At 71.0% G+C, this 17,032-nt stretch carries 19 protein-coding genes; 5 read left to right on the forward strand and 14 right to left on the reverse strand.

Annotated elements, in window-relative coordinates; genetic code table 11:
* Positions 1-25: 25 nt before the first annotated feature.
* Together zapD and V4F39_RS13030 are read left to right on the forward strand one after the other, a co-directional pair.
* Positions 26-784, forward strand: a complete 759-nt coding sequence (gene zapD, locus V4F39_RS13025; RefSeq protein WP_332289904.1) for a cell division protein ZapD — start codon at positions 26-28, stop codon at positions 782-784.
* Positions 781-1,008 (forward strand): DNA gyrase inhibitor YacG, encoded by a 228-nt coding sequence (locus V4F39_RS13030; protein WP_332289905.1) that lies wholly within the window; start codon positions 781-783, stop codon positions 1,006-1,008. Before zapD ends, V4F39_RS13030 begins: the two co-directional genes overlap by 4 nt.
* 61 nt (positions 1,009-1,069) lie before the next feature.
* Here V4F39_RS13030 and rpoN read toward each other — a convergent pair whose 3' ends face one another.
* The gene (gene rpoN / locus V4F39_RS13035) at positions 1,070-2,479 is read right to left on the reverse strand and encodes an RNA polymerase factor sigma-54 (RefSeq protein ID WP_332289906.1); all 1,410 of its coding nucleotides are present in this window, start codon (positions 2,477-2,479) and stop codon (positions 1,070-1,072) included.
* A gap of 197 nt (positions 2,480-2,676) precedes the next feature.
* On the opposite strand from rpoN, the gene V4F39_RS13040 reads away from it, so the two are divergent.
* Positions 2,677-3,729 (forward strand): DNA topoisomerase IB, encoded by a 1,053-nt coding sequence (locus V4F39_RS13040; RefSeq protein WP_332289907.1) that lies wholly within the window; start codon positions 2,677-2,679, stop codon positions 3,727-3,729.
* Here the strand turns inward: V4F39_RS13040 and V4F39_RS13045 are convergent.
* Both V4F39_RS13045 and V4F39_RS13050 read right to left on the reverse strand, forming a co-directional pair.
* The gene (locus V4F39_RS13045) at positions 3,721-3,942 is read right to left on the reverse strand and encodes a hypothetical protein (protein WP_332289908.1); all 222 of its coding nucleotides are present in this window, start codon (positions 3,940-3,942) and stop codon (positions 3,721-3,723) included. The genes V4F39_RS13040 and V4F39_RS13045 overlap by 9 nt on opposite strands.
* On the reverse strand, positions 3,939-4,376 hold the full coding sequence (locus tag V4F39_RS13050; protein ID WP_332289909.1) for a PRC-barrel domain-containing protein: 438 nt from the start codon (positions 4,374-4,376) through the stop codon (positions 3,939-3,941). The genes V4F39_RS13045 and V4F39_RS13050 overlap by 4 nt, the downstream gene beginning before the upstream one ends.
* A gap of 115 nt (positions 4,377-4,491) precedes the next feature.
* Between V4F39_RS13050 and V4F39_RS13055 the strand changes: the two genes are divergently transcribed.
* Positions 4,492-5,889 carry a sigma-54-dependent transcriptional regulator gene (locus V4F39_RS13055; protein WP_332289911.1) on the forward strand — a complete coding sequence of 466 codons (1,398 nt, stop codon included), beginning with the start codon at positions 4,492-4,494 and terminating at the stop codon, positions 5,887-5,889.
* Here V4F39_RS13055 and V4F39_RS13060 read toward each other — a convergent pair.
* Positions 5,871-6,818, reverse strand: a complete 948-nt coding sequence (locus V4F39_RS13060; RefSeq protein ID WP_332289913.1) for a LysR family transcriptional regulator — start codon at positions 6,816-6,818, stop codon at positions 5,871-5,873. The genes V4F39_RS13055 and V4F39_RS13060 overlap by 19 nt on opposite strands.
* 94 nt (positions 6,819-6,912) lie before the next feature.
* Here V4F39_RS13060 and V4F39_RS13065 point away from each other — a divergent pair, with 94 nt between their 5' ends.
* Positions 6,913-7,944: a bile acid:sodium symporter family protein gene (locus V4F39_RS13065; RefSeq protein ID WP_332289914.1), complete on the forward strand. Its 1,032-nt coding sequence runs from the start codon at positions 6,913-6,915 to the stop codon at positions 7,942-7,944.
* Positions 7,945-7,965: 21 nt separating this feature from the next.
* Here the strand turns inward: V4F39_RS13065 and V4F39_RS13070 are convergent, their stop codons facing one another.
* The 10 genes from V4F39_RS13070 to murC form a co-directional block, all read right to left on the reverse strand.
* Positions 7,966-8,115: a hypothetical protein gene (locus tag V4F39_RS13070; protein ID WP_332289916.1), complete on the reverse strand. Its 150-nt coding sequence runs from the start codon at positions 8,113-8,115 to the stop codon at positions 7,966-7,968.
* Between the two features lie 66 nt (positions 8,116-8,181).
* Positions 8,182-8,526: a hypothetical protein gene (locus tag V4F39_RS13075; RefSeq protein WP_332289917.1), complete on the reverse strand. Its 345-nt coding sequence runs from the start codon at positions 8,524-8,526 to the stop codon at positions 8,182-8,184.
* A gap of 62 nt (positions 8,527-8,588) precedes the next feature.
* The gene (locus tag V4F39_RS13080) at positions 8,589-8,774 is read right to left on the reverse strand and encodes a hypothetical protein (RefSeq protein WP_332289918.1); all 186 of its coding nucleotides are present in this window, start codon (positions 8,772-8,774) and stop codon (positions 8,589-8,591) included.
* A 31-nt stretch (positions 8,775-8,805) separates the two neighbouring features.
* Positions 8,806-9,741: a UDP-3-O-acyl-N-acetylglucosamine deacetylase gene (gene lpxC, locus V4F39_RS13085; protein WP_332289920.1), complete on the reverse strand. Its 936-nt coding sequence runs from the start codon at positions 9,739-9,741 to the stop codon at positions 8,806-8,808.
* 32 nt (positions 9,742-9,773) lie between these two features.
* On the reverse strand, positions 9,774-11,006 hold the full coding sequence (locus tag V4F39_RS13090; protein WP_332289921.1) for a cystathionine gamma-synthase family protein: 1,233 nt from the start codon (positions 11,004-11,006) through the stop codon (positions 9,774-9,776).
* A 200-nt stretch (positions 11,007-11,206) separates the two neighbouring features.
* Positions 11,207-12,430 carry a cell division protein FtsZ gene (gene ftsZ, locus V4F39_RS13095; RefSeq protein WP_332289922.1) on the reverse strand — a complete coding sequence of 408 codons (1,224 nt, stop codon included), beginning with the start codon at positions 12,428-12,430 and terminating at the stop codon, positions 11,207-11,209.
* Positions 12,431-12,537: 107 nt separating this feature from the next.
* Positions 12,538-13,767 carry a cell division protein FtsA gene (gene ftsA / locus V4F39_RS13100; RefSeq protein ID WP_332289924.1) on the reverse strand — a complete coding sequence of 410 codons (1,230 nt, stop codon included), beginning with the start codon at positions 13,765-13,767 and terminating at the stop codon, positions 12,538-12,540.
* 20 nt (positions 13,768-13,787) lie between these two features.
* Positions 13,788-14,603, reverse strand: a complete 816-nt coding sequence (locus V4F39_RS13105; protein WP_332289926.1) for a cell division protein FtsQ/DivIB — start codon at positions 14,601-14,603, stop codon at positions 13,788-13,790.
* Positions 14,600-15,565 (reverse strand): D-alanine--D-alanine ligase, encoded by a 966-nt coding sequence (locus V4F39_RS13110; RefSeq protein ID WP_332289927.1) that lies wholly within the window; start codon positions 15,563-15,565, stop codon positions 14,600-14,602. The genes V4F39_RS13105 and V4F39_RS13110 overlap by 4 nt, the downstream gene beginning before the upstream one ends.
* Entirely contained in the window at positions 15,562-16,971 is a 1,410-nt protein-coding gene (murC, locus tag V4F39_RS13115; protein ID WP_332289928.1) for a UDP-N-acetylmuramate--L-alanine ligase, read from the reverse strand. The genes V4F39_RS13110 and murC overlap by 4 nt, the downstream gene beginning before the upstream one ends.
* Positions 16,972-17,032 lie beyond the last annotated feature (61 nt).

Genomic DNA, 17,032 nt, shown 5'->3' on the forward strand with positions numbered 1-17,032 from the left:
CAGCGCCACTTCACCGGCCTGCACCTTGGTTCTCTACGAATACCCGTTCAACGAAGGCATCCGCACGATGCTGCGCCTGGAGCACCTGTTCAACAGGCTCGGCCAGCTCATCGTGCGCGAGGCCCCGATGGACCACCACTTCGCGCTGGCCACGCTGTTCGAGATCATGGACGTCGCCTCGCGCGCCGACCTGAAGTCCGACCTGCTGAAAGAGCTCGACCGCCACCGCGCGCAGCTCGAGGCCTACCGCGGCAATCCGTCCATCTCCGAGGAAGTGCTCGACGCCGTCACCTCCCGGCTCGATCGCGCATTCACCGGCCTGAACGAGCTCAACGGCAAGGCGGGGCACCAGCTCACGGCCAACGAGTGGTTGATGAGCATCCGCAGCCGCATCGGCATCCCGGGCGGCACCTGCGAATTCGATCTCCCCGCCTACCACTCGTGGCAGCAGCGCTCGCCGGAGCGGCGGCGCGCCGACCTGGCGGGATGGGCCGGCACGATGGCGCCGCTGGCCGACGCCCTGCGCGTGCTGCTCGGCCTGCTGCGCGACAGCGGCGTGCCGCACAAGGTGGTGGCGGTGGGCGGCCAGTTCCAGCGCGGGCTGCCTCCCGGCAAGACCTACCACCTGCTGCGCGTGCGCATGCCGCTGACCGAGGAAGAGCTCGTGCCCGAGATCACCGGCCACCGGCTGATGGTGTCGGTGCGCATGATGCGCAGCGACGAGGAAGGCCGGCTGCGCCCCGCCGCCGACGACTGCAGCTTCGAGCTGACGCTGTGCGCATGACGACGGGCAACAGCGCACCGGCGGGCCGCACGGTCAAGTGCCCCGGCTGCGGCGGCCCCAGCCTCTTCTCGCCGGAGAACCGCTGGCGGCCGTTCTGCAGCGAGCGTTGCCGCACCGCCGACCTCGGCGCCTGGGCGGAAGACCGCTACCGCGTCGCTGCCGCCTCGCAGGACACCGAGTCCCCGCCTCCCGACCCGCAGCGTCTCGGCCCCGACGGCCACTGACCCGCACCGGCCCGGCACAGCCGCCCTCGCGGGCCTGGCGCCCGCGTCGGCGAGCGATGCGTCAGCAGCGTGCGCCTGCCATCGCCGGAGCCGCCGCGCGCTGGCGCCGCTGCTCGACCGCGGGCAGCTTCAGCTGCTGGCGGTACTTGGTCACCGTGCGGCGGGCCACATGGAAGCCCTGCCGCTTCAGCAGCGCGGCGAGTTGCACGTCCGACAGCGGCTGCGCAGGCGATTCCTCGTCGATCAGCTCGCGGATCACGCCGCGGATCGCGGTCGTGGAGGCCTGCCCGCCGCTCTGGGTCGGCAGCGCACGCGAGAAGAAGTATTTCAGCTCGAAGACGCCGGACGGCGTGGCCATGTACTTGTTGTTGGTGACCCGGCACACCGTCGACTCGTGCAGGCCCACCTCCTGCGCGATGTCGCGCAGGGCCAGCGGCTTCATCGCCATCGGGCCGTACTCGAAGAAGTGCCGCTGGTGCCGCACGATGGCGTTGGAAACGTCAAGGATGGTCGCGAAGCGCTGTTCCACGTTGCGCAGCGTCCAGCGCGCCTCGCGCAGGTGCGCGGCGAGATCGGTCTGGCCGGTGTCGCGATGGCGCTGGAACAGGTCGGCATACAGGCGGTTGAGGCGCACGCGCGGCACCACCTCGGGGTTCAGCGTCGTGATCCAGTTCTGGCCCCGGCCGCGGCGCACGATCACGTCGGGCGTCACATAGGGCGTGCGGGCGGCGTCGAAGTGTCCGCCCGGGCGTGGATCGAACTGGCGGATGCGCTCGCACACGGCTTCCACCTCGGCCGGGCTGGCGTCGACCAGCGTGGCGAGCTTGTGGAACTCGCGCATCGCCAGGCGCTGCAACGGCTGCGCCAGGATGCGGCGGGCCAGCGCCCGCTGGTGCGCATCCTCGATGGTGACGGTCTGTAGCTGAAGGCACTCGGCGAGGTCGCGTGCGCCCACGCCGAGCGGATCCAGCGCCTGCACCCGGCACAGGGCCACGCGCATCTCGCCGATGCCGGTGGGCGGATCGAGTTCTGCCAGCGCGCACAGGTCTTCCAGCGCCTGGCGCAGGTAGCCGTCGTCGTCGAGCGACTCGACGATCATCGCCGCGAGCGCGCGGTCCCGTTCGGACAGCGGCATCACGTTGAGCTGGGTGTGCAGGTGCTGGCGCAACGAGACGCTCTGCGGCAGCAGGTCGATCAGCGACACGTCGCTGTCGGCCGAGCCGGTGCTGCCGCCGCCGGCGGACACGGTCCAGGCCTGGGCTTCCCACGGCGGCGCCGCGACGTCCCCGCCGTCGGCGGCCTGGGGCGCTTCGTCGGCCTCCTCCTCCAGGAACGGATTGCCATCGAGCGCCTGCTGCACCTCTTGCGCAAAGTCCATCGAAGACAGCTGGAGCAGCCGCACCGCGTGCTGCAGTCGGGGGGTCACGGTCTGGGTCTGGCGGCGCTCGATGCGCATGTGCAAGGCGGTCATGCAATCTCCTGAGCCGGTAGGCGTTGCAAACAGTGTCAGCGCGCCCCTCCCTCCGACGCCTAGGCGGATGCGGTCGCTTCTTGTAGGCATGCTCCGACAGCGCCTGGACCGCTTGCTGCAAAAAGTGCAGGCGTGCCGTGCAAGGGGCCCGCGGCGCGGCCCGGCATGCGGGCACGCTGGCTGCGACGGGGCGAGCCATGAGCCCTCTCCCCTCTCCGCTCGTCTACGTCAGCGACGACATGCCCGGCTGGCGACGCGTGCGGCGCGGCCGCGGCTTCACGGTGCTCGACGAGGCGGGGCACCCCGTGCGCGATGCCGGCCACCTTGCGCGCATCCGGTCGCTCGCCATCCCGCCCGCCTACCAGTCGGTGTGGATCTGCCCGCGTGCCGACGGCCACCTGCAAGCCACGGGCCGCGACGCGCGCGGACGCAAGCAGTACCGCTACCACCCGCTGTGGCAGGCCCAGCAGGGGCAGTCCAAGTTCGAGAGGCTGCGGGCCTTCGGCATGGCGCTGCCTGCGCTGCGGCGCCGCGTGCGGCGCGACCTGCGCCAACCGGGGCTCACGCGCACCAAGGTACTCGCCGCGCTGGTGCACCTGCTCGACACCACCTACCTGCGCATCGGCAATGACGAATACACCCGCCAGAACGGATCGTTCGGCCTCACCACGCTGCGCCGCAGGCACGCCACGGTCCGGGGCGGCGTGCTGACGCTGGCCTTCCGCGGCAAGAGCGGCGTGCCCCAGCAGGTCGAGGTGGACGATCCGCGGTTGGTGCGCATCGTGCGCCGGTGCCAGGCGCTGCCGGGCCAGTCGCTGTTCGCCTACCTCGACGACGCGGGCGAGGTGCGCCGCGTCGATTCGGCCGACGTCAACGGCTACCTGCGCGAGGTGGCCGGGGACGACTTCAGCGCCAAGGACTTCCGTACCTGGCACGCCAGCGCGCTGGCGCTGGAGCGCCTGCTCCCCTGCGGCCAGCCGGTGAGCGCGCGGCAGGCGCGCATCGTCACGCGCGAGGTGATCTCCGAGGTGGCGGCGCAGATGGGCCATACCGTGGCCGTGTGCCGCCAGTCCTACGTGCATGGCGCGGTGCTGCAGGGGTTCGAGCAGGGCTGCCTCGCCGCGCTGTGCCGCGCCGGTCGGCGCGCTCCGAGCGGCCTGCTCGCCCGGGAGGGACGGCTGCTGGCGCTGATGGCGGCGCAGCACCGCCTGCCCGCCCCCGCCGCGCGGGCGCCGCGGCGCTCAGCCTGAGGCGCCGCTGCCGCCCGGCTGCACGCCGTGCTGGCGCAGAGGTGTCGCGCCCTGGGCGGCCGCGCCCTCGCCCTGTGGCGCCTGCCGTGCCGCCGGCGCCGCGGTCGAGCGCCGGCGCGCACGCGCCTCCTCGCGGCGCCGGTGCTGGACCAGCACGGTGCCCGCGAGCGCGGCGGCGGCCCCCGTGAGCCACATCCAAGGCAGCGCCGTCATGACTTCTCCCAGTACACCGGGGTTCGGTAGAAGGCGTGCACGTCGCGGTGCCAGGCCTCGCCGCCGTTGAGCTGGGTCGGCCAATGCGTCTTGTCGAAACCGGGCGCCGTGTCGAAGTGCGACTTGTCGACGTCCAGCACGAACACATGCCGGTCCGCGTCGAGCACCAGCGCGCTCCACGGAATGGCGAAGCGCTTTTCGCCGATGCCGAGGAACCCGCCGCTGGCCATCACCGCGTAGGCGATGCTGCCGCGTTGCACGTCCAGCATGATCTCCTCGATCTCGCCCAGCGTGTCGCCCGCGAGGTTGACCACGTTGTTGCCTGTGAGCGTCGAGGCGGTGAGCAGGGCCGGGCCGGCGCCGGCAGCGTCCTGGAGGGGCTCGATGCCCTGGATGCGGGCCCCGGTCCCGCCGTCGGGTGGCATGGTTTGCATAGGGTCGTCTCCTGGGAAGGGAAGGTGCCCGGTCCGGGCAACGCATGTGCCCGGCGGCCTGCGGCGAGTCCCATAATCAGGCCTTTTGCGCGGCTGTGCCGCGTGTCGGGTAGTTATGGGACACGCATTGATCGTCGAGGACGACCCCGCCGTGGCGGAAGCCATGGCGGCCTTGATCGCAGCGGAGGGCTTTTCCGCCGTGACGGCGCGTTCGTTGCGCGACGCCCGCAGGCAGCTTGCCACGCGCGCCCCGGACCTGGTGCTGCTCGACCTGCAGCTGCCGGACGGCCAGGGCCTCGACCTGCTGCGGGACACCGAACAGCTGGCCAACACCGAGGTGGTGCTCGTCACCGGCCACGCCAGCATCGAGACGTCGATCCAGGCGCTGCGCCTGGGCGTGGCGGATTACCTCGTCAAGCCGTTCAACATCAAGCAGCTGCAGGGCATCCTCTCGCGGCTGATGCAGCCGTCGACGCTGAAGGCCGAGCTTGAAGACCTGCGGGCCGAGCTCGAGCGCAGCGGCCGCTTCGGCCACATGGTGGGCCGTTCGGCGCCGATGAGGCAGGTGTACGAGCAGATCGCGCGCGTCGCCGGCTCGGCCGTCACCGTGCTGATCACCGGCGAGAGCGGCAGCGGCAAGGAAGTGGCCGCGCGCACCATCCACGACCTGAGCCGGCGCCGGCACCAGCCCTTCCTGGCGGTGAACTGCGGCGCGATCTCGCCGCACCTGATCGAGAGCGAGATCTTCGGCCACGAGAAGGGCAGCTTCACCGGCGCCGACCGGCAGCACCTGGGCTTCTTCGAGCGCGCCCACGGCGGCACCCTTTTCCTCGACGAAGTGACCGAGATGCCACCCGAACTGCAGGTGAAGCTGCTGCGGGTGCTGGAAACCGGCAGTTTCATGCGCGTGGGCTCCACCACGCCGGTGGAAACCGACGTTCGCGTGATCGCCGCGACCAACCGCATCCCGACCGAGGCGGTGGCCAGCGGCAAGCTGCGCGAGGACCTGATGTACCGCCTCGACGTCTTCCCGATCCGCATGCCGTCGCTGCACGAGCGGCCGGACGACATCCCGATGCTGGCCGAGCACTTCCTGCAGGACATCTGCCGCCGCGAAGGCGTCACCAAGCGGCTGAGCCCCGCGGCGGTCGCCGCGCTCGCCCGCCAGCGCTGGCCGGGCAACGTGCGCGACCTGCGCAACGTGGTGCAGCGCATCTACCTGATGGCCGACGGCCGCGAGATCGGCGACGAGTGGATCCACCCGGGCGCCTCCAACACCGCCGTGCATGCCCGGACCACCGGCGCTGCCGCCGCGGATGTGCCCGAGGAAGCGGCCGCCGGCGAGGACACGATCACCGTGCGCATCGGCCAGCCGCTAGCCGACATCGAGCGCGAGGTGATCCTCGCGACGCTCAAGCGCTTCGACCACCACAAGGAACGCACCGCGGCGGCGCTGGGCGTGAGCCTGAAGACGCTCTACAACCGCCTGAAGGACTACTCGGCGGACAAGTGAGCCGGGCCGCCGGCCGCCGGTGAAGGCGGCTGCGCGGCGATCTCGGCAACCAGCGCCCAGATGCGTTGCGCCGCGGGCGACAGCGAGCGGTTGCGCCGCGCCACCAGCGCGATGCGCCGCCGCAGCGCAGGCGCCAGCGGCACCGCGCGCAGGGCCGAGGCGTCCGGCAGCGGCAGCGAGAGCGACGGCAGGATCGACAGGCCCAGGCCCTCCGCCACCATGCGGAAGGCCGTGGCGGCGCTGCCGACGTCGAGCACCACCCGCGCCCTCGAACCCTGGTGCCGCAGTGCATCGTCGATCAGCGGGCGGCTGCCCGACGTGTGGTCCAGCAGCACCAGCGGCTGGTCCGCCAGCGCGGACAACGGCACCTGCCTGCGCCGCGCCAGCGCATGCGCGGCCGGGCACACGAGCACGAAGTCCTCCTCGAACACGGTTTGCTGCTCCAGGTCGTCCATCCGCTCGCCGCCGACCACCACCGCGAAGTCGACCGCGCCGCTGCGCACGCTGTCGAGCACCAGCCGCTGCGCCTGGTCGGTCAGCAGCACCTGGATCTCCGGATGCCGCCGCAGCGCCGCCGACAGGCAGCGCGGCATCAGGCCGGCGGAGACCGTGGGCGCACTGGCCACGCGCACCACACCGCGCGACTGGGCCCCGAGGGCCTGGGTGCGCGCGAGCAGGTCCTGCAGTTCGTCCAGCGCACGGCGCAGGGGGCCGACCAGGGATTCGCCGGCCGGCGTCAGCAGCACCTCCCGCGTGGTCCGGTCGAGCAGCTTGACGCCCAGCGCCGCCTCCAGCGCACGCACGCACTGGCTGACGGCGGGCTGCGACAGGCCGATGGCATCGCCCGCCCGCCGGAAGCCGCCCTCGTCGGCCACCGACAGCAGCACGCGCAGCTGCTTGAGCGTGATGTTGAGGGGGTGGGTACTCATAAGCTGGATCAATCAAATGATCCCACAAATCCATTTCTCAAACACCGGCGGGCACGCTCCAATCGGGGCTCGTCCCGCTTCTACCCCTGCTGCCATGCGCCGCCCCGCCTTCCTTCCCGACAACCTCGTGCTGCTGCTGCTGGGCACGGTGGCGCTCGCGAGCGTGCTGCCCGTCCACGGCAGCGGCGCGCAGGGCGTCAAGGTGCTGACCAACGTCGCGGTCGCGATGCTGTTCTTCCTGCACGGCGCGAAGCTCTCGCGTGCGTCGGTGGTGGCCGGGCTGCTGCACTGGCGGCTGCACCTGACGGTGTTCACCGCCACCTTCGTCGCGTTCCCGCTGCTGGGGCTGGCGCTGCGGCCGGTGTTCGAGCCGCTCGTCGGGCCCACGCTCTACTTCGGCGTGCTCTTCGTGTGCGCGCTGCCCTCCACCGTGCAGTCGTCGATTGCCTTCACCTCCATCGGCAAGGGCAACGTGCCGGCCGCGATGTGCAGCGCCTCCACCTCCAACATCGCCGGCATCGCGCTGACGCCGCTGCTGGTGGCCCTGCTCACCGCCGGCAGCGCCGGCAGCCAGGGCGCGCCGGTGATGTCGTGGCAGGCGGTGGCCGGCATCGTCGGCCTGCTGCTGGTGCCCTTCGTCGCGGGGCAGCTGGCGCAGCGCTGGATCGGTCCCTGGGTGGCACGGCACCGGGGCGTGCTGCGCTGGTTCGACCAGGGCTCGATCCTGCTGGTCGTGTATTCGGCCTTCAGCGAGGCGATGGTCGGCGGGCTCTACCGGCAGATCGACCTGGCGACGCTGGGCATCCTGGTGGGCCTGTGCGCGCTGCTGCTGGCGATCGTGATGCCGGCGCTGATGTTCGTGAGCCGCCGCCTGGGCTTCAGCCGCGAGGACGAGGTGGCGATCGTGTTCTGCGGCTCGAAGAAGACGCTGGCGAGCGGCGTGCCGATGGCGCAGATCCTGTTCGCCGGCCACCCGGTCGGGCTGCTGGTGCTGCCGCTGATGGTGTTCCACCAGTTGCAGCTGATGGTGTGCGCGAGCCTCGCCAAGCGCTATGCGCGCCGCGCCGAGGAGGAAGCCGGGCCCGCCGCCCGGCCGGTGGCGGCCGCCCCCGCGGCGCGGCCCTGACGGGCGCCGCGCCCCGCGCCGCTACTGCACCGTTTCGTCGGGCCGCGGTGCCCGGGGGGCGTCGGGCTCCTGCACCGGCGGCGCGTCGCTCGGCGGATCGCCGTCCGGCGGGATGGGCAGGACGTCCGGCGGCGGCGCGACGGGAGGCTGGGGCACGCTGTGCAAGTTCATCGGCAACTCCTTTCGGGCCACCGATGGGGCACATGGCGTGCCCGCCCCTCGCGGGCGACGGCGGCGTCAGCCGCGCTTGCCGGACTTGCGGGCCGCGTCGGCGCGCGCGCCCTCGGTGAAGAGTTTCGCCGCACGGCCTTTCAGTTCGAGCAGTTCGCTGGCCGTCACCGAGTACTTGCCCCCGGCGGCGTCGACCTCGACGCGGAACTCGACCTCATGGCCGTTGTTCGAGAGCATGCCGCAGGTGAAGTCGTATTCCGGGTTCTCGGCCGGCAGGCCGAGCGTGGCAACGTCGTAGTCGGCGTACTTCACGTCGCGGATCTCGCCACTGGCGAGATCGAGCAGCCCGGTGGACTCGATCACCTCGTCGGCGAGTTCGTCGAAGATCTTGATCGGTACTTGCAGGTCCACAGGCGTCCTTGATGGGGAAAGATTCGGAAGGCGGGCATTCTAGGTGGCCCCCCAGGGGGCGCCTACAGCGCCAGCGCCAGACGCTCCAGGATCAGCACGCCAAAGAAGCCCAGCGCGGCGACGATCGTCCACTTGATGATGATCCAGCCGCGGCGGCGCCAGCGCACGTCGCGCGTGCCGACGTACATCGCAAAGCACAGCACGCTGGCGAGCGCCAGCAGCCCGAACACGAGGCGGAAGACCATCATCGCCGTCCCCTGGCCGCGGCAGGCATCGGCATCACCAGGCCGGCGCCAGCTCGGCGAAGCCGGCCGGCGCATCGCGCTCGTCGTCGAAGGTGACGATGTCCCAGGCGCTGCGGTCGGCCATCAGCTGGCGCAGCAGCTTGTTGTTCAGGGCATGGCCGCCCTTGAACGACGTGTAGCTCGCCAGCATCGGCTTGCCGGCCATGTAGAGGTCGCCGATCGCGTCGAGGATCTTGTGCTTGGCGATCTCGTCGTCGTAGCGCAGCCCGTCGGCATTGAGCAGCTGGCGGTCGCCGAAGACGATCGCGTTGTCCATGCTACCGCCCAGCGTCAGGCCGCGCGAGCGCATCACGTCGACGTCCTTCGCGAAGCCGATCGTCCGTGCGCGGGCGATCTCCTTCTTGTACTGGCCGCTGCCCATCTCGAACACCACGCGCTGGCCGGTGGCATCCACCGCCGGGTGGTTGAACTCGATCTCGAACGTGAGCCGGTAGCCGTGGTGCGGCTCCAGCCGCGCCCACTTCAGCGCCGGACCGTCGCCCTCGCGCAGTTCCACGGGCTTGAGCACCCGGATGAAGCGCCGCGGCGCATCCTGCAGCACGATGCCCGCGCTCTGCAGCAGGAAGACGAAGCTCGCGGCCGAGCCGTCGAGGATGGGCACCTCGTCGGCGGTGATGTCGATCACCAGGTTGTCGAGCCCCAGGCCGCAGCAGGCGGACATCAAGTGCTCCACCGTCTGCACCTTCGGCGCGCCCGGGTCGCCGCCGGCCGAGATGGTCGAGGCCATGCGCGTGTCGCTGACCGCCTCCGCCGACACCGGGATGTCGACCGGCTGCGGCAGGTCGACGCGGCGAAACACGATGCCGTGGTCCGGCGGCGCCGGCCGCAGCGTCAGCTCGACCTTGCGGCCGCTGTGCACGCCCACGCCGACGGCGCGGGTGAGGGACTGGAGGGTGCGTTGGCGCAGCATGGCGGGATTGTCCGGCAACGCCGCAACCTGCGTCAGGCCAGGGCTTGCTCGAAATCGGCGATCAGGTCGGCCTCGTCCTCCAGCCCCACCGACAGCCGCACCAGCCCGTCGGCGATGCCCATGTCGGCGCGCACCTCGGCGCCGGCCTCCCAGAAGATGGTCGGGGCGACCGGGATGATCAGCGTGCGGGTGTCGGCCAGGCCGGTGGCGCTGACGGGTAGGCGCAGCCGGTCGATCACCGGCACCAGGCGCGACGGATCGGCCAGCTCGAAGGCCAGCAGCCACGAGCCGGCGCGGAAGTGCTTCTTCGCGATGGCGTGCTGCGGGTGGCTCTCCAGCATCGGGTAGTGCACCGCCGCGATCGCCGGATGCGCCTGCAGCCGCTTGGCCAGCGCCAGCGCGGTGGCGCTGGTGCGCTGCAGGCGCAGCTCCAGCGTCTCGGCACCGACGAGGATGCGGTGTGCATGGTCCGACGACAGCGCCCCGCCCATGTCGCGCAGGCCCTTCTTGCGGATCTGCTGCAGGCCCCACTGCCGCGCGTCGCCGCTGCGGTAGTTGGCGAAGATGTTCGGGTAGCCCGACCAGTCGAAGAGGCCGGTGTCGGTGACCGCGCCGCCCAGCGCGTCGCCGTGGCCGGCGATCGACTTGGTCAGCGAGTTGATCACCAGGCTCGCGCCCACCGTCTTCGGCTGGAACAGCCACGGCGAGGTGACGGTGTTGTCGACCACGAACACCAGCCCGCGCTCGCGGCACAGGCGGCCGATGCCGTCGAAGTCGGGGATGCGGGTGCCGGGGTTCGACAGCGTCTCGACGAACACCATGCGGGTGTTCGGCTGCAGCGCCGCTTCCACCGCTGCCGCCGTGGACGTGTCGACCTTCGTGACCGCGACGCCCAGGTCCCCCAGCGTGCCGTACAGGCTGTTGGTGTTGCCGAACACGAACTTGCTGGAGACGATGTGGTCGCCCGCGCGCAGCAGCGTCAGGAACACCGCGGTGATGGCCGCCATGCCGGTGGCGAAGCTCACGCTGCCGATGCCGTCTTCCATGCGGGTGACGACGGACTCCAGCATCGCCGTCGTCGGCGTGCCCTGGCGCGCATAGTTGAAGCCACCCTTGATGCGGCCCTGGAACACGCCGATCAGGTCCTCGACCTTCTCGAAGCCGTACTGCACCGAGGTGTGGATCGGCGCATGCACCGCGCCGTGCTCCTGGCCGGCATCGCATGCGGCATGCACAGTGCGGGTGGTGAATCCGTAGTCGCTCATTCGTCAACGCTCACGGCGCCGACGCGGCGCCAAAACAGCCACTGTACGACCAACAGCAGCCTGCCAAAGCAGATGCGCCCGGGCAGACCTCGTCAGGCCTGTCCGGGCGCTACCCAGCGAACACCGCGGATCCGGCTTCGCCGGTCCGCTGGTGTTGCCCCCTCGAGGGGGCGGCCGTCAGGCCGTAGGGGGTGGGCGAATCAATCCGCCTGCTTGCGCAGGAACGCCGGGATTTCGATCTCGTCCATGCCGTTGCTGGCCAGCGCGTCGACCTTGGCCGCGGCCTGCGTGCGGCCGTTGCGCCAGACGCTGGGCGTGCTGAGCTGGCTGTAGTCGTGCTGCATCGGCGCGCCCACGCCGCCGCCCATCGCGCCCATCTGGGCCACGTTGTTCAGGATCGGCAGGTTGTCGGTGCCGGTGCGCAGCGCCGGGGCGCTGTGCACGACGGTGATCGGCGCCTGCTGGCGGCGGGCCGGCGACAGGCCGGTGGCGATGACCGTCACGCGCAGCTGGTCGCCCAGGCTGTCGTCGTAGGCGGTGCCGTAGATCACGTGTGCATCGTCCGCGGCGTAGCGGCGGATGGTGTTCATCGCGTTGCGGCTCTCCGCGAGCTTGAAGGTGTTCTTGCTCGCGGCGATGAGCACCAGCACGCCCTTGGCGCCCGACAGGTCGATCCCCTCCAGCAGCGGGCAGGCCACGGCCTGCTCGGCCGCCTTGGTGGCCCGGTCGGGGCCGCCGGCCTGCGCCGTGCCCATCATCGCCTTGCCCGGCTCGCTCATCACGGTCTTCACGTCCTCGAAGTCGACGTTGACCAGGCCCGGCACGTGGATGATGTCGCTGATGCCGCCCACCGCGTTGCGCAGCACGTCGTTGGCGTGCGCGAAGGCTTCTTCCTGGGTGATGTCGTCGCCCAGCACCTCGAGCAGCTTCTCGTTGAGCACCACGATCAGCGAGTCGACGTTGGCTTCCAGCTCGGCGATGCCTTCGTCGGCGGCCTTCAGGCGGCGGTTGCCTTCGAACTCGAAGGGCTTGGTCACCACGCCCACGGTCAGGATGCCCATCTCCTTGGCCACGCGCGCGATCACCGGTGCCGCGCCGGTGCCGGTGCCGCCGCCCATGCCGGCGGTGATGAACAGCATGTGCGCGCCGTCGATCGACGCCTTGATGCGGTCCACCGCCTCCTCGGCGGCCGCGCGGCCGGCCGCGGGCTTGGCGCCGGCGCCCAGGCCGGTCGTGCCCAGCTGGATGACGCTGTTGGCCGTGCTGCGGCTGAGCGCCTGCGCATCGGTGTTGGCGCAGACGAAGTCCACGCCTTGCACGCCCTTGGCGATCATGTGATCGACAGCGTTGCCGCCGCCGCCACCGACGCCGATCACGCGAATTTGAGTGCCTTGGTCGAATTCTTCGATCATTTCGATGGCCATTGTTGACTCCTTGAACTTGCAGTTGCCGTTGATCCAAATCGACGCTGTTTGCGTCCCGCCTGTTTGCTACACCTCACGGGGCCTCATGCCGGGCCCCTACTTCTTCTTCAGAACACCCCGAAAAACCAGTCCTTGATGCGGCCGAACAGGGTCTCGACCGACCCCGCCTGCGCCGCCGCCTTGTGCCCGCGCGCCCGCCCCAGCCGCGCCTCCTCGAGCAGGCCCATCACCGTGGCCGAGCGCGGGTTGGCCACCATGTCGTGCAGCGCCCCGCTGTACGTCGGCAGCCCCTTGCGCACCGGCTTGAGGAAGATGTCCTCGCCGAGTTCCACCATGCCCGGCATCACCGCCGAGCCGCCGGTGATCACGATCCCGCTCGACAGCAGCTCCTCGTAGCCGCTGTCGCGGATGACCTGGTGCACCAGCGAAAAGATCTCTTCCACCCGCGGCTCGATCACGCCCGACAGCGCCTGCCGGGACAACATGCGCGGCGCGCGGTCGCCCAGGCCCGGCACTTCCAGGTTCTCGCTCGGGTCGGCCAGCAGCTGCTTGGCCACGCCGTACTCGACCTTGATCTCCTCCGCGTCCTTCGTGGGCGTGCGCAGCGCCATCGCGATGTCGCTGGTGATCAGGTCGCCGGCGATCGGGATCACCGCCGTGTGGCGGATCGCGCCGTCGGTGAAGATCGCCACGTCGGTGGTGCCGGCGCCGATGTCGACCAGCGCGACGCCGAGGTCCTTCTCGTCGTCGGTCAGCACCGCGTGGCTGGAGGCGCTGGGGTTCAGCACCAGCAGGTTCACCTCCAGCCCGCAGCGGCGCACGCACTTGATGATGTTCTCGGCCGCGCTCTGCGCGCCGGTGGCGATGTGCACCTTCACCTCGAGGCGGCCGCCGCTCATGCCGATCGGCTCCTTCACCTCGTGGCCGTCGATCACGAACTCCTGCGGCTCCACCAGCAGCAGGCGCTGGTCGTTCGGGATGTTGATGGCCTTGGCCGTCTCCACCACGCGCGTCACGTCGACCGGCGTCACTTCCTTGTCGCGCACGATCACCATGCCGGTGGAGTTCTGCCCGCGGATGTGGCTGCCGGTGATGCCGGTGTAGACGCTGGTGATCTTGCAGTCGGCCATCATCTCGGCCTCCTTCAAGGCCTGCTGGATGCTCTGCACCGTGGCGTCGATGTTGACCACCACGCCGCGCTTGAGGCCGTGCGACGACGCGACGCCCAGCCCGGCGACGCGCAGCTCCCCGCTCGGCAGCACCTCGGCCACCACCGCCATCACCTTGGCGGTGCCGATGTCGAGTCCAACGACGAGATCCTTGTATTCCTTGGCCATCTGATGTGTCCGGTATGTTCTTAGCGTTGCCGCGCCGCGGGCCGCGGGGCGGGCTTGGGCCGCGCCGGCGGCGGCGGCACGGCGAGCGTGCTGACGCCTTCGATGCGCAGCGCGTAGGCGTCGGCATGCCGCAGGTCGGCGTACTCCAGCGCGCGCCCCGGGTACTGCGCCATCACCTGCGGCAGCGTGCGCACGAAGCGCTGTGCGCGCTCGACGACGGCGTCGTCGGTCCCTCTTCCGATCTCGATGGCGGCGCCGCTGTCCAGTTCGGCCTTGAGCGAGCCGCGGCCCGACTGGCGCAGCGCCACCAGCGGCGAGCCCAGCGGCTCCAGCGCGGGCGAGAGGCGGCGGTACAGCGCCAGCAGCCGGGCTGAACTGCCCTCGGGGCCCGACAGCGTGGGCAGGCCATCGTCCTCCACGTCGCCGAGGTTGGCCTCGAAGACCTCGCCCTGCACGTTGACCAGGCGCTGGTCGCCGGCCTCGTCCTCCCACAGCGCCGCGGCCTCGTGCTCGGCCAGCGTCACGGCCAGGCGGTTGGGCCACACGCGGCGCACCACGGCCTGCCGCACCCATGGCACCGTCTCGAAGGCGGCGCGCGCCGCGGCCAGGTTGATCGAGAAGAAGTTGCCGGCCAGCTGCGGCATCGCGTTGGCGCGGATCGTCGCCACGCTGCTGCGGGCCAGGTCGCCGTCGACGACGATGCCGCGCAGCGTGAACACCGGCTGCCGTGCCACCCAGGCCAGCGCCGCAGCCGCCAGCACGAGGCCGGCGAGCACGAACACGGTGTTCGCCACCGCGTTGGTGAGCCGGACGTCGTTGGGCAGCGGCAGGTTCATGCGCTCCCTTTCGCGTCGAGCCGCGCGCCCGCCAGCAGGTGCAGGCACAGCTGCTCGTAGCTCATGCCGGCGGCACGGGCCGACATCGGCACCAGCGAATGCCCCGTCATGCCCGGCGACGTGTTCATCTCCAGCAGGAAGGGCTTGCGGTCGCTGGCGCGCACCATCAGGTCGGCACGGCCCCAGCCGCGGCAGCCCAGCGTGCGGTAGGCCTCGAGCACGATGCGCTGGATCTCGCGCTCCTCGGCCTCGGGCAGGCCGCTGGGCACGAGGTAGTGCACGTCGTCGGTGAAGTACTTGTTCTGGTAGTCGTAGGCGCCCTCGGGCGCCACGATGCGGATCACCGGCAGCGCACGGGCGTCGTCGCCCTCGCCCAGCACCGGGCAGGTGACTTCCTCGCCCTCGATGAACTCCTCGCACAGCACGTCGGCGTCGTAGCGCGCGGCCAGCTCGACCGCACCCTGCATCTGCGAGTAGCCCTGCACCTTGGTCACGCCGATCGACGAGCCTTCGTGCGGCGGCTTCACGATCAGCGGCAGGCCCAGTTCGTCGGGCACGGCGCGCACGCGCTCGCGGCCCTGCTGGCCGGGCGCGAGGTTGACGTAGCGCGGCGTCGGCAGGCCCTCGGCCAGCCACACGCGCTTGGTCATCACCTTGTCCATCGCGATGGCCGAGGCCATCACGCCGGAGCCGGTGTACGGGATGCCCAGCAGCTCCAGGGCGCCCTGCACGCTGCCGTCCTCGCCATGGCGGCCGTGCAGCGCGATGAACACGCGCTCGAAGCCTTCGTGCTTCAACTCCGCCAGCTCGCGCACCGAGGGGTCGAACGCATAGGCTTCCACGCCCTGGCTCTTCAGCGCGTTCAGCACGCCGGTGCCCGACATCAGCGAGACCTCGCGCTCGGCCGAATCGCCGCCCATCAGCACCGCTGTTTTCCCCAGCGCCTTCACGTCGATGGTCATGCGCCCGCTCCCACCAGCTCGACCACCTTGCCCGGCACCGCGCCGATGCTGCCGGCACCCATCGAGATCACCACGTCGCCGTCCTTCGCCTGCTTGGCGATGGTGGCGGGCAGCTCGGCCACGTCGTCGACGAAGAGCGGCTCGGTCTGGCCGGCCACGCGCATCGCGCGGGCCAGCGCCCGGCCGTCGGCGGCGACGATCGGCGCTTCGCCGGCGGCGTACACCTCGGTCAGCAGCACCGCGTCGGCCGTGCCGAGCACCTTCACGAAATCCTCGAAGCAGTCGCGCGTGCGGGTGTAGCGGTGCGGCTGGAAGGCCAGCACCAGCCGGCGCCCCGGGAACGCGCCGCGCGCCGCCGCGACCACCGCGGCCATCTCCACCGGGTGGTGGCCGTAGTCGTCGATCAGCGTGAACGTGCCGCCCTCGGCCGCCGGCAGCTCGCCGTAGCGCTGGAAGCGCCGGCCCACGCCGCCGAACCTGGCCAGCGCGCTGACGATCGGCGCATCGGGCAGCTCCAGCTCGGTGGCCACCGCCACGGCCGCGAGCGCATTGCGCACGTTGTGCTCGCCGGGCAGGTTCAGCGTGATCTCCAGGTCGGGCATGCGCACGCCGTTGCGGCGCTGCGCGGTGAAGCGCATCTGCCCGCCGGGCAGCGCCTGCACGTCGACCGCGCGGATCTGCACGTCCTCGCCCAGGCCGTAGGTGACGACCGGGCGCGACACCATCGGGATCACCGACCGCACGCCGGGGTCGTCGGCGCAGACGATGGCCGCGCCATAAAACGGCATGCGGTGCAGGAAGTCCACGAACGCCGTCTTCAGCCGCGCGAAGTCGTGGCCGTAGGTGTCCATGTGGTCCGCATCGATGTTGGTGATGACGGACAGGATCGGCGACAGGTTCAGGAACGAGGCGTCCGACTCGTCGGCCTCGACCACGATGTACTCGCCCGCGCCCAGCGCCGAGTTGGCGCCGGCGCTGTTGAGGCGGCCGCCGATCACGAAGGTGGGATCCACGCCGGCCTCCGCCAGCACGCTGGTCACGAGCGAGGTGGTGGTCGTCTTGCCGTGCGTGCCGGCGATGGCGATGCCCTTGCGCAGGCGCATCAGCTCGGCCAGCATCACCGCGCGCGGCACCACCGGCACGCGGCGCGAGCGCGCGGCGATCACCTCGGGGTTGTCGCCGCGCACGGCGGTGGACGTGACGACGGCCTCGGCGCCCGCGATGTTGGCGGCGTCGTGGCCCACCGCCACGCGGATGCCCAGTTCGGCCAGGCGGCGCACGACGGTGCTGTCGTTCTGGTCGGAGCCCGACACCAGGTAGCCCAGGTTGTGCAGGATCTCGGCGATGCCGCTCATGCCGGCGCCACCGATGCCGACGAAGTGAATGTGCTTGACGGCGTGTTTCATGACAGCCCCTCGTCAAACGAGTACGTTTGCCGATCCCCCGAGGGGAGAGACAGGCGCGGCT

It is taken from the genome of Aquincola agrisoli (assembly GCF_036621135.1).
In the GTDB taxonomy this organism is placed as follows: Bacteria; Pseudomonadota; Gammaproteobacteria; order Burkholderiales; family Burkholderiaceae_C; genus Aquincola; species Aquincola agrisoli.